The following is an 11,897-nucleotide window of genomic DNA, read 5'->3' on the forward strand; positions in this document are numbered from 1 at the left end:
TCGATTCTCGTTTGTTTTTAGAAAAATTCTTTTACGTATTTGATTCCTTCCACTAACCGGTCAACATCTTCTTTATTATTGTAGAAGGAAATCGATGCCCGTGCTGTACCCGGTATATTATAATGATCCATAATGGGCTGAGCGCAATGATGTCCGGTTCTTACTGCAATTCCTTTTTGATCCAGAATAGTGCCGGCATCCGTTGGATGAATATCCTCAAGTAAAAACGAAATTACCGACGCCTTATTCTTTGCTGTACCGACGATTTTAAGTCCGTCGATCTTACTCAGTTCAGCTGTGGCGTAATCCAGTAATTCCTTTTCACGGGCCGCGATGTTCTCCATCCCGACTTCATTCAGGAAGTCGATGGTTTCAGCAAAACCAACTCCGGCAGCAATAGGCGGAGTACCGGCTTCAAATTTATGCGGGAGATCATTCCAGGTGGTTTTCTCAAACGTTACCTTATCAATCATATCCCCTCCTCCTCTGTATGGAGGCATTTCTTCCAGCAACTTTTTCTTGCCATATAAAATACCAAATCCCGTAGGACCACACATCTTATGGGCTGAAAAGGCATAGAAATCAGCGTCCAGTTCCTGAACATTCACCACGGAATGGGGAACAGCTTGGGCTCCATCAATTAAAACAGGAATGCCTTTGGCGTGAGCCGATTCTATAATTTCTTTAACCGGGTTGATAGTACCTAGTGCATTAGAAACATGAAGAACGGCAACCATTTTGGTTCGATCGGAAAGTAAGTTGTGGAATTCATCCATCACCAACTCACCATCATCCGTCATAGGAATGACTTTGATCTTAGCACCGGTCTCTTCAGCAACCATTTGCCATGGTACAATATTGGCATGGTGTTCCATTTCAGAAAGGATGATTTCATCCCCCTCCTTGAAATGCTTACGACCGTAACTGTTGGCCACTAGATTAATGGAATCTGTGGTTCCGGTTGTATAAATAATTTCTTCCAGATGACGGGCATTGATAAAATCCTTCACCTTAGTGCGGGCTGCTTCAAAAGCATCGGTCCCCTCCTGACTCAAAGTATGAATGCCCCGGTGAACATTCGCATGCTCGTTGGCGTGATAATCATTAATCCGATCAATCACCCGCTGCGGCATCTGACTGGAAGCACTGTTATCAAGATACACCAATGGATTTCCCTTGATTTCCCGCTTAAGCACAGGAAACTGATTACGGATGGATTCCCAATCCGTAGTTAATGTGGCGGTATCTTGTTTTAGTGCTTCTTCCATTTTCTTCTTAAGTCATCCTGAGGCTACTGCCGAAGGATCTTCACAAGTTTGACAAGTGATGATTCTTCGCTGTCGCTCTGAATGACTCTTTTCTGGTAAATATTACTCACTTACCGCTACAAATTCCTCGTCACGGCTGGTGAATTTGACTACTTCATCTAATAATAATTTATGTACTGATTCCACTTCCATGTTCTCAATACTTTCTAGTGTAAAAGCGTAAACCAAAAGTTCACGCGCTTTTTTCTTGGTCAGACCACGGCTATGCAGATAAAATACCTCGTCTTCATTCAGATGACCTATGGTGGCTCCGTGCGAGCAAAGTACGTCGTCAGAAAAAATCTCAAGCTGTGGTTTGGTGTGAACCGTTCCGTCGTAGGATAACAACAGGTTTCGATTTTCCTGGAAGGAATCGATTTTCTGTGAGTCTTTACGAACAAAAATCTTACCGTTAAAAATGGAATGCGCTTTATCGTTCACCACTACTTTATGTAGCTGGTGGCTTTGCGCATGCCAGTGTCTGTGATCGATAGCAGAATGCGTATCAGCTATTTGTTCACCGTCAATCAGCACCAGGCCATCGATAGTAAAATTGACTTCTTCATCATTCTGGACAACTCGTGGATCGTTCCTGAACAATTTTGCTCCCAGACAAATAGTGTATGAGTGATATTCAGCATATTTATCCAGGTGAGCAATCGGACGTGAAATATGATTCGCCTTTTTACTGTCGCGCTGAATACGTGCATGGTGAACATGAGCGCCTTCAAAGAGCTTAAACTCATTCACAGTTACATTCAGATATTCATTTTGCTCCAGAGCTACGTGCTCCTCAACAATGGTTGATTTGGAATAAGCCTCACCTACAAAAAGCACCCTCGGAGTTGCGTAAAAAGCTTTGTCAGCACCCGTAAATACATTCAGGATATGAATCGGGGCTTCTACTTTGGTCTCTTTGGGAACATAAATAAAAGCACCATCTTTGAAATTAGCATCATTCAAAGCCGCAAACACATCCTGATCTTCATCATAATTGGTGTAAGCACCTAAATGCTTTTCGATAATCTCAGAATCAGCGTTTTCTGCCAGCGTTCCTACAATTACATTTTCAGGAATATCCGTTGTTGAAGACAGCTCCGCATCAAATTCGCCGTTCACAAAAACCAACCGACTGTTGGTGGCTTCCGGCAGATAATATTCACTAATATCACCAACTGAAACAGTTCCAGCTTCTGATACCGGCACAAAATGGCTTCGGCTGATTGATTTCAGGTCTGTAAATCGCCAGTCTTCGTCCTTCTTGGTTGGAAATGGGAATTCAGAAATATTTCCCGCTCCTTTCTCATTCAATCCGGCAATAGCTGAAACGTTAGATACGGTTTCAAAATTACCGTCCAGAAAGTCTAAAATGGTTTCTTTTTCTTTTACTGCTACACTCATTACTGAGCCTCTCCATTTAGGGAAAATTCTTTTTCTAACCAGTCGTAACCTTGATCTTCAAGCTCAAGTGCAAGGCTTTTGTCGCCTGATTTCACAATCTTACCACCCATCATTACATGCACATAATCAGGAGTAATATAATTCAGGAGACGCTGGTAGTGAGTAATCAGTACAATCCCATTTTCTGGTCCTGCAATTTTATTGATGCCGTCTGATACAATTTTCAGCGCATCGATATCCAGGCCGGAATCGGTTTCATCCATAAAAGCCAGCTTTGGATTCAGCACGGCCATTTGGAATACCTCATTCTTCTTCTTCTCACCACCGGAAAATCCAGTATTGATAGACCGCTCGAGAAATTCATCTTTCATATCAATGATTTCCAGACGATCTTTTAAATAGTCTTCAAACTCAATTGGGTCTAGTTCTTCGCGGCCGTTTTCTCGGGCAATAGTGTTGTATGATTCACGAAGAAGGGTTTTGTTGGTGATACCCGGAACTTCTACCGGATACTGAAATGCCAGGAACAGCCCAAGGTGAGCTCGTTCATCAGCATCCATATCAGTGATGTCTTCTCCTTCAAACAGGATTTCACCTTCGGTTACTTCATACTCCGGGTGACCAGAAACAACTTTGGCCAGCGTACTCTTCCCGCTGCCGTTTGGTCCCATAATGGCATGGATTTCACCTTTGTTGATCTTCAGGTTCACACCCTTCAGAATCTGTTCTTCTTCGCCTTCTACTGAGGCATGTAAATTTTTAATCTCTAACACGTTATCGTTCTTTTCTTTTTTGATTTTAAGTTCTTTGTCGTTTCTGGTCATCCTGAGGATACCTCCGAAGGATCTTCACATGTCGAACTAGTGAAGATTCATCGCTATCGCTCTGAATGACTTCATGGGTAGTTTCAATTACCCTACACTACCTTCCAGCTTGATATCCAACAGCTTGTTCGCCTCAACGGCAAATTCAAGCGGCAGTTCTTTCAGTACTTCTTTCACAAACCCATTAATAATCATGGAAATGGCATCCTGCTCACTTATACCACGCTGCATCAGGTAGAAAATCTGCTCTTCTCCTACTCGTGAAGTTGAAGCTTCGTGCTCCACACTTGCCGTTGGGTTCTGAGAAGAGATATATGGGAATGTATGTGCACCGCAAGTTTGCCCGATCAACATCGAGTCACAAACCGAATAATTACGTGCACCATCCGCTTTCTTAGAGATTTTCACTTCACCTCGGTAACTGTTTTGTGAGTTACCGGCAGAAATACCTTTAGAAATAATGGTACTCTTGGTGTTCTTACCGATGTGAATCATTTTGGTACCGGTATCGGCCTGCTGACGTTTGTTGGTAACAGCGACTGAATAAAACTCACCGATGGAATTATCCCCCTGTAAAATCACACTTGGATATTTCAGGGTTACGGCTGAGCCGGTTTCAAGCTGTGTCCAGGAAATCTTTGAATTCTTACCCCGGCAAGCACCACGCTTGGTTACAAAGTTATAGATACCACCTTTACCATCTTCATCACCGGCGTACCAGTTCTGAATGGTGGAGTATTTAATCTCGGCGTTATCCATCGCCACTAACTCAACAACCGCTGCGTGCAACTGGTGCTCATCATACATAGGAGCAGTACAGCCTTCGAGGTAGCTTACATGTGAATTGTCTTCAGCAATAATAAGCGTACGCTCAAACTGCCCGGAGTTCATGTTGTTAATCCGGAAATAGGTAGAAAGCTCCATCGGACAGATGGTGTCTTTCGGTACATAGCAGAAAGATCCGTCTGAAAACACAGCGGAATTTAGAGCAGCGTAGAAGTTATCCCGGGCTGGCACTACTGATCCCATATATTTCTTAACCAATTCCGGGTGATTTTTAACCGCTTCTGAAATGGAGCAGAAAATCACGCCGGCTTCAGCAAGCTTCTCCTTGAACGTTGTGAAGATAGAAACACTATCGAAAACAGCATCAACTGCAACTCCGGACAACATTTTTTGCTCATCCAGTGGAATTCCCAATTTATCATAAGTCTCACGAATCTTTGGGTCTACGTCATCCAGACTATCCAATTTGGGTTTATTCTTGGGAGCTGAGTAATATTGAATATTCTCAAAATCAGGCTTTTCATAGGTTGCATTGAACCAATCAGGTTCTTCCATTTCAGTCCACGCCCGATAAGCCTTCAAACGGAACTCAAGCATCCACTCCGGCTCTTCTTTTCGAGCAGAGAGTTCGCGGATGATATCTTCGTTAAGTCCCTTGGGAAAATCTTCGTATTCAACATCGGTGGAAAAGCCATATTTGTACTCTTCCCCAATCATTGACTCTAACGCTTGCGTTTCGCTCATTAGTTATATGGTCTTAAAATTTTGCTTCTTGATTACACCTGAAAAACAACCTTTCATCGGTTTAAGTTCGCTCTTTTACAGGCCTATTTAGATTGAGTACAAATATACGAAATCTACCTTTCTTAACTAAATCTGAAATGATTGAGAATCTCTATTGAATAAATAGGTTTGTAACGGTAAGTAATTGTAAGCCAAACGTTGAAAAGTTCGGGGTTTGTTTAGCCATGGAAATTGATTGCTTTCTCCCGACCAAGTCCTTCAGAGCGAAGCGATGAATATTTGCCAAGATGATATACTTAGGATTAATCAAGAAAATCCTCCCATCCCATAAATCAAGGTTCAAAATCATGGAACCTTGATTGGCTTGATTTTGGGATTACCATGATTACAACTTACTCCCTCCCCATCAGGGAGCATACACAGGCGGTATTTACAATATCTTCCCAGGAACAGCCTCTGGAAAGATCCATCATGGGCTTGGCTAATCCCTGAATAATCGGACCGGTTGCAGTAGCCCCGGCTAGTCGCTCTGTAATTTTGTAAGCGATATTTCCGGCATCAAGGTTTGGGAAAATAAACACATTGGCCTGTCCTGCTACTTCTGATCCCGGTGCTTTGCGTATGGCAATATCAGGAATTATAGAAGCATCGAATTGCAGTTCACCATCTACCGGAAAATCCAGATTATGAGATTTTACGATTTCCAGGGCTTCCCGGACCAGATCTATGCGCTCGTGTTCAGCACTGCCTTTTGTAGAAAAAGAAAGCATGGAGACTTTTGGACCAGCTCCGGTAACTTTTTTATGGGTTTGAGCTGAATCCATTGCGATGGTGGCCAGTTGCTCAGCATTGGGATATGGCACTACCGCACAATCTCCATAGGTAAACACACGGCCGTCATCAAAACTCATGAGGAATACACTGGATACGACATTAGAACCCGGTTTCAGGCCAATGGTTTGAATTGCTGCCCGAAGAACATCACCGGTTGTAGATACTGAACCAGCTACACAGCCGTCGGCATCACCTGCTGCAACCATAGCCGAAGCGAAGAAAAGCGGGTCTTTAATAATTTCAATAGCTTCTGCTTCAGATAGTCCTTTATGTTTCCTTCTCTCATAAAAAGAATGTGCATATTTCTTAAGGTTTTCGTCCGAAACCGGGTCAATAAATTTTAGTTCTTCAGGAATTGAAGCACTTTCATTCTGAATCAGTATGGGCTTAGCCAGATCATTTTCCTGCAAAAAAAGAGCTGCTTTAATTACCCGCTCATCCGAAGAGCGCGGAAACACGATGGTTTTTAAGTCCGATTTTGATCTTTTTCGAATGTCTTCAATGATATCCATTATCCTACTAGTAAAATGATTGAAATTACTGCTACAGCCAGTCCTGACCATTGCTTCGCCGAAGGTTTATCTTTCCATATTCCGATACCAATGATCGTCCCTAAAACAACCAGGCTCACGTTCACAAGTGGGAAGACGATAGAGCCGGGCATAAGTTTTAACGCATAAATCAAAAATATGGACGAATAGAGATTTACAACTCCGGTGGCTATACCATACACGATTTCTGTGAAGTTAAAATGAATCTCCCTCCTTTTTAAAAGAATTACTATTCCCACTAAAAAGGAAAAAAAGAAAATTCCCGAAACAAAAAGATCTTCCGAAATCTGTTGGGAAAACAACTGCTCATACACTTTCAGTCCGGTGTCGGCCATTCCTGTCATTAAAAAAATTAATACCGGCAACCACGCATGGGAGAATCCGGAAATACTTTTCGTGCTTATGCGTGGCACCATCAGCAACAATGAGCCCAAGGCCAGGATGATTCCAATGTATTTCAATCCACCGATGGCTTCACCAAATACAAACAGGCTAATTCCAATCGGGAAAATCAGAGACATTCGCATCGCGGCTATACTAACGCCCATTCCCACCCTGTCGATTGAACGGCTATAAACCACCATATTAGCGATGAATATTATCCCCAGAATGAGCGCAAGAATAATAAGCCAAATTCCTGGATCGGGAGAGATTTCGGGGAAAACAGAAAATTCAGTTGAATTGAACAAGCTGATTAAAAACCCAGCCAGATAATTGCAAACCAGTATTTTGAGTACATTCAGCTTTCTGTTTTCAGCAAGCTTTAGTATTTGGGCAATGGTAAGCGAACACGAAATACTCAGAAATATGTAGAGCAATCCCATCAGTTCAGAAGCTCAAGCTCACTGTTTCCGAAGAATAATGGATTCTGAGGGCGTTCATAAAGACTGCGGGACGTAAAAGGCACATTCCTTTCTAAATGATTATAGATGGCATTCATCGTCATATTTCGCTCTTTAATGGCTTCAGCCAGATAGTATGTAAAAATGCTATGTCTGTTTTGCTCTCCACTTGTGGAGGAATAAATTCCCGAACGTTGACCTGGCCTTGAAGAAAAGAATACAGCTGACGCAAAATTTCTATCTGTAATAATGGAAGCAAGATTATCCAGAGGCTGGGTTGAACCATTTTCATTCAGTATATCGAGATCCGCAAAAACTTTAATAGAGTTTAAGTCCAGGTTATTGAAAGCTCTGAATAATTTTTGAAGATCAATATATTGTAGTTCCCCATCATCAGATAACTCGCTTCCCAACAGATAAACCTGGCCATCCCTGATTTCTGCATAGCCATTAATGTATACATTAAGATTGTGCCGGGAATCATTTATAGTTGAAGCCAGTCGGGAGTAAGCTCTGTCTACCATCATATCGCTGGTGGCATTCATTGCCTTTACGACTCTCGTACTTCTGACACCAAAACCCTGAATGAAATATTCTTCCATTAATTTCGCGTCACGCTGACCATAAATACGTTCCGAAAATTCTCCTTCATACTGATTGTTGGACAGTATAAAAGCTCCTGAATTAAGCGAGCTTCTTCCCAATACCGGAATATTTCTCTCCACATCAACCGAGCCAAAGGGAACATTGGGGATGGCAACAACAGAAAGATCGGAAGCAAATTCAGAGGGCCTCCAAATAGTGCGTACATCATTTACCGAAACCCAGGTTTCAGAAATACCATACAACACTTTATACCAATCGCCTTCTTTAGAAACCAGCTTTAGCTGACTTCCTTCAGCCAGATCGGTTAGAATATTACCCGGGTTAGATTCCGGTTCATTCCTAAGAGCCGTAATTTGCACGTTTACTACCACAAATTGTTCAAAAACAGACGGAACCGCTACTTCTTTTCTATGAGTTAAAGAATCATATGATGCTTCAACAACGATATTCTGTCGGGGATTTTCATCAAATATTCCGGCATCCACTTCTTCTGCAAGGTTAATTGAGATACGTCCCCTGTTAAAATCCCATTCTTTATTCTCTACCAATATCCTGTTGTTGTAAGAAATTCGGATTCCGGGGTTATCGGTGTTATATGGACGAGCAGAGGTAGTATCAACCTCCGTGGTGGTACCGGTCTGCCTCAATAAACGGCTTTCCCCGGTGCGTGTAGGCTCACCAACAGGTTTCATATTTAAAAAAGACAAACCGGTTAGCAGGGTGCCTGCTCCGGTTAAAGCATACCGCTGTATATCAGAAGGACGATCCAGAAATTGATCAGAAAAAGCAGCATAGTAAGACAGTCCCGCTCCGGCAGCACCGAGTAAAACATATCCTAGCCTGGGGCGATACCTTTGTATATAACGCTCAGTTTTCACCCTTTCAGCGTATTCATAGGTATTAATTGATTTCAGGTCAAAATGAATAATGGGCTGGTTTGGCGTGATACCATTGGTGCTTTCTAAATAATACTGGGATGAAATAAGCTCATAGTCGTTAATATCAAGAGCCTGATCATCAACAACTACCCAACTGGTACTTGAGCATCCCTGTAATAACAAGCTTGCTACTAAAGCAGCAAAAATTAAATAGTTTTTTAAGCCCATGGAGTTTGCTTTGAAGCCGTAGCTATTTTGGCTGCATCTATTGCGATCACCAATTCTTCATTAGTTGGAATAACGTGAACATCCACATCTGAATTGTCTGCACTAATTTTAGTTTCGTTGCCCAAATCTGCGTTTTTGTTCACATCAATTTCAATGCCGGCATATTGCATATTCCCTAGTATTTTCTCACGGATGGGGGCTGCATTTTCACCTATACCACCTGTAAAAATGATCGCATCCACTCCATTTAATGCCGCAATGTAAGATCCGATGTATTTCTTTACCCGATAGCAAAAAACATCAATGGCTTCATTACTGCGGCGGTCACCACTTTCAGCTTCATCCAGTAAATCACGCATATCGGCAGCATATCCGCTGAGGCCCAGAAGTCCGCTATGCTTGTTCAATAAAGCATGAACATTTGCAAGAGATAATTCCTCTTTCTCTATGAGGTAGAACAAAATAGATGGATCTATATCGCCACTTCTGGTTCCCATAACCAAGCCTTCGAGTGGAGAAAAACCCATGCTGGTATCGTATGATTTACCATCTTTGATAGCGGTTACCGAACATCCGTTACCCAAATGACATGTAATTACTTTGGAACCTTCCTTTGGTTTGCCTGATATTTTGTGATACTGACGACTCACGTAATAATGTGAGGTTCCATGAAAACCATACTTTCTGATTTTATATCTGCGATAGAGTCGATTGGGAATACCATATAAATAGGCATGTTGTGGTAAAGAATGATGGAAAGCTGTATCAAAAACAGCCACGTGCGGCACATTGGGCAGATGCTGTTTGGCAGCGCGAATCCCCTCCAGATTTGGGGGATTATGCAACGGAGCGATATCAAAAGCTTGCTGAATCGCTTCTTCAACATCTTCGTCGATGAGTACAGAATCTTTAAAGGTTTCCCCTCCGTGTACCACCCGATGGCCAACAGCTTCAATTTCATCAAGGGATTGAAGAGAATCATTGTCAGACTCAATCAACAATTCCATAATTTTCTTAAGAGCAGCTGCATGGTTTTCAATTACCATAGACTTTTTAAGCGGCTTCTCATCCTTAAATTCTTGTTTGATAATTGAAGTCACCGCCCCGATACGCTCGACTAACCCCTTGCATAAACACTCTTTATTCTCCGTGTTTATGAGTTGGTATTTAATAGATGAACTACCGCAGTTTATTACCAGAATTTTCATGAGTGAGTTAAAGTGAGATTACTGCTCCAATGCCTATCAAATTACGAAATTTGAAAGTTTTTTCTCCATTCTCGGGATCAGATATCCAAAATGGCACCTCATACCTGATTGCAAAGCCTCTGTCCTTTCCTAACCAGTCAGGAATATTAATAGAAAACTGTACGCCAACCCCTGCATCGGATACTGTTTTTTCAAGGTCTACAGCAATGTCGTCCTCAATTCTAACACCGCTGACTTTTCCAATATCATGGAATAGGTAAGATTTAAGATGGATAAAATCACCCATAATGGTGCGGTTAAGCAAAGAATTAATATAATTAGGAAAGATGAGTTCTGTATTCAGCGAAATTCCTTTATCAATAGTACCTACATAACTAATTGAATAATCCTTATCACCATCAGGATTGATAAAAGATTCTGTGTTATATCCTCTAATATTTAATCCACCGGCAACCTGAACAAGTCCGTTCTCAAAGAATAAATCCGGAATTGTTCCGCTTGCCCTTGTCACCCCGTTATTCAGCCAGGATACCGGAGCCCTGTTAGCCAAACTGAAATTATATTCCATTGGTGCATCAGAGCTGACCAAGGCGCCAAAAGCTCTTAAATTTAAGCCAAACCCTTTTCCTAAATCGGTCAGATGTTTTATCTCAGCATTTCCAATAGAGAAGTTTCCGGAAGCTCCGTTAATGTTCTGTTTTAAGACCAAAGATGTTTTCAGGGCACCTAATGGGGTAAATCCGCTCGTATTGAGATCAAATCCAACTAATGTTTTCCAATCAGTTTCCCGAAATGGGTTAAGCCTGTATTCATTACCGATCGCTTTTTCTTGTGAGACTTCAATACTTATTTCCTGATGGCGAAGCTCATCAAATCCTTTTTGGAATCTTTTATTTAATGAAATTCCATGTCTGCTATAACCGGTTCTGATACTGCTTTTAAGCTGAACATTAAACTCCTCACCGAAATCAGAAAGCCCCGGAATAGGTTCTGTAAATGAGACATAATAAGAAACGGGCTGATCGGGAAAGCTGGTACCAAGCCAGGCCCCGGCATCCAGACGATGTGGTCCATCGAGGAAGGTCCCCTCCATATCTCCTAAAACCCTGACACCGACACGTATTCCATCTACACTGTTATACCAAAGGTCAGGAGCAAACTCCAGTTTATACTTATCGCTCTGAGCATGAACTGCTCCGGGAATCAACAAAAAAAGAAGTACAACTAAGAAATATCGATTATCCACTCTGGAAGTATTTCAAGGAATTGATCTGTTAAAATATCATAGGTTAGCTCCATAAGCCGGCGTTGTTCGGGCCAGCTTATGTAGGGCTGAATGCCTTCAATACTAACCCATTTGAACTCGGAATGTTCTGCGTCCAGTTGGATTTCTTCATCTCCGGCCAGCTCTGCTGCAAATGCCGGTATGGAATAAACGGTATCCGAATTGGGCTCATAAAATTGATTTACTGAGGGGATGGCCCAGAATTTTTTTGGAGCTAGTCCGGTTTCTTCTTTGAGTTCACGAAGAGCCCCCTCCCAGCTAGCCTCTCCATCTTTTACCTTACCACCCACCATTCGCCATTGTTCGCCATAGATCTTATCAGAAGACCGTTTAAAGATCAGAAACAGAGGCTGTCCCCCCTTTATCTTATACGGATAAACATCAATGAGCTTTTTCATGGGTG

At 42.1% G+C, this 11,897-nt stretch carries 10 protein-coding genes; all 10 read right to left on the bottom strand.

What is annotated here, in order from left to right; all coding sequences use genetic code 11:
• Nucleotides 1–17 precede the first annotated feature (17 nt).
• The 10 genes from RIB15_RS12910 to RIB15_RS12955 all read right to left on the bottom strand — a co-directional run bounded on the left by RIB15_RS12910 (nucleotide 18) and on the right by RIB15_RS12955 (nucleotide 11,892).
• Nucleotides 18–1,268 (bottom strand): aminotransferase class V-fold PLP-dependent enzyme, encoded by a 1,251-nt coding sequence (locus tag RIB15_RS12910; RefSeq protein WP_350202580.1) that lies wholly within the window; start codon nucleotides 1,266–1,268, stop codon nucleotides 18–20.
• A 102-nt stretch (nucleotides 1,269–1,370) separates the two neighbouring features.
• Nucleotides 1,371–2,708 carry a Fe-S cluster assembly protein SufD gene (gene sufD / locus RIB15_RS12915; protein ID WP_350202581.1) on the bottom strand — a complete coding sequence of 446 codons (1,338 nt, stop codon included), beginning with the start codon at nucleotides 2,706–2,708 and terminating at the stop codon, nucleotides 1,371–1,373.
• Nucleotides 2,708–3,532, bottom strand: a complete 825-nt coding sequence (gene sufC / locus RIB15_RS12920; RefSeq protein WP_350202582.1) for a Fe-S cluster assembly ATPase SufC — start codon at nucleotides 3,530–3,532, stop codon at nucleotides 2,708–2,710. Before sufC ends, sufD begins: the two co-directional genes overlap by 1 nt.
• Nucleotides 3,533–3,619: 87 nt before the next feature.
• Nucleotides 3,620–5,062 (bottom strand): Fe-S cluster assembly protein SufB, encoded by a 1,443-nt coding sequence (gene sufB, locus RIB15_RS12925; RefSeq protein WP_350202583.1) that lies wholly within the window; start codon nucleotides 5,060–5,062, stop codon nucleotides 3,620–3,622.
• A gap of 392 nt (nucleotides 5,063–5,454) precedes the next feature.
• Nucleotides 5,455–6,408: a phosphate acetyltransferase gene (pta, locus tag RIB15_RS12930; protein WP_350202584.1), complete on the bottom strand. Its 954-nt coding sequence runs from the start codon at nucleotides 6,406–6,408 to the stop codon at nucleotides 5,455–5,457.
• On the bottom strand, nucleotides 6,408–7,271 hold the full coding sequence (locus tag RIB15_RS12935; protein ID WP_350202585.1) for a hypothetical protein: 864 nt from the start codon (nucleotides 7,269–7,271) through the stop codon (nucleotides 6,408–6,410). Before RIB15_RS12935 ends, pta begins: the two co-directional genes overlap by 1 nt.
• Nucleotides 7,271–9,001 (bottom strand): caspase family protein, encoded by a 1,731-nt coding sequence (locus tag RIB15_RS12940; protein WP_350202586.1) that lies wholly within the window; start codon nucleotides 8,999–9,001, stop codon nucleotides 7,271–7,273. Before RIB15_RS12940 ends, RIB15_RS12935 begins: the two co-directional genes overlap by 1 nt.
• Nucleotides 8,992–10,209, bottom strand: a complete 1,218-nt coding sequence (locus RIB15_RS12945) for an acetate/propionate family kinase (RefSeq protein WP_350202587.1) — start codon at nucleotides 10,207–10,209, stop codon at nucleotides 8,992–8,994. Before RIB15_RS12945 ends, RIB15_RS12940 begins: the two co-directional genes overlap by 10 nt.
• Before the next feature lie 7 nt (nucleotides 10,210–10,216).
• Nucleotides 10,217–11,455 (bottom strand): hypothetical protein, encoded by a 1,239-nt coding sequence (locus RIB15_RS12950; RefSeq protein WP_350202588.1) that lies wholly within the window; start codon nucleotides 11,453–11,455, stop codon nucleotides 10,217–10,219.
• Entirely contained in the window at nucleotides 11,434–11,892 is a 459-nt protein-coding gene (locus RIB15_RS12955) for an NUDIX hydrolase (RefSeq protein ID WP_350202589.1), read from the bottom strand. The genes RIB15_RS12950 and RIB15_RS12955 overlap by 22 nt, the downstream gene beginning before the upstream one ends.
• Between the last annotated feature and the right edge of the window lie 5 nt (nucleotides 11,893–11,897).

The sequence above is a fragment of the Gracilimonas sp. genome (assembly GCF_040218225.1).
Taxonomy (GTDB): Bacteria; Bacteroidota; Rhodothermia; order Balneolales; family Balneolaceae; genus Gracilimonas.

Excerpts from the sequence above, each read along its gene's own strand:
- RIB15_RS12910 (WP_350202580.1), bottom strand. The coding sequence starts at position 1,268 with ATGGAAGAAGCACTAAAACAAGATACCGCCACATTAACTACGGATTGG.
- sufD (WP_350202581.1), bottom strand. The coding sequence starts at position 2,708 with ATGAGTGTAGCAGTAAAAGAAAAAGAAACCATTTTAGACTTTCTGGAC.
- sufC (WP_350202582.1), bottom strand. The coding sequence starts at position 3,532 with ATGACCAGAAACGACAAAGAACTTAAAATCAAAAAAGAAAAGAACGAT.
- sufB (WP_350202583.1), bottom strand. The coding sequence starts at position 5,062 with ATGAGCGAAACGCAAGCGTTAGAGTCAATGATTGGGGAAGAGTACAAA.
- pta (WP_350202584.1), bottom strand. The coding sequence starts at position 6,408 with ATGGATATCATTGAAGACATTCGAAAAAGATCAAAATCGGACTTAAAA.
- RIB15_RS12935 (WP_350202585.1), bottom strand. The coding sequence starts at position 7,271 with ATGGGATTGCTCTACATATTTCTGAGTATTTCGTGTTCGCTTACCATT.
- RIB15_RS12940 (WP_350202586.1), bottom strand. The coding sequence starts at position 9,001 with ATGGGCTTAAAAAACTATTTAATTTTTGCTGCTTTAGTAGCAAGCTTG.
- RIB15_RS12945 (WP_350202587.1), bottom strand. The coding sequence starts at position 10,209 with ATGAAAATTCTGGTAATAAACTGCGGTAGTTCATCTATTAAATACCAA.
- RIB15_RS12955 (WP_350202589.1), bottom strand. The coding sequence starts at position 11,892 with ATGAAAAAGCTCATTGATGTTTATCCGTATAAGATAAAGGGGGGACAG.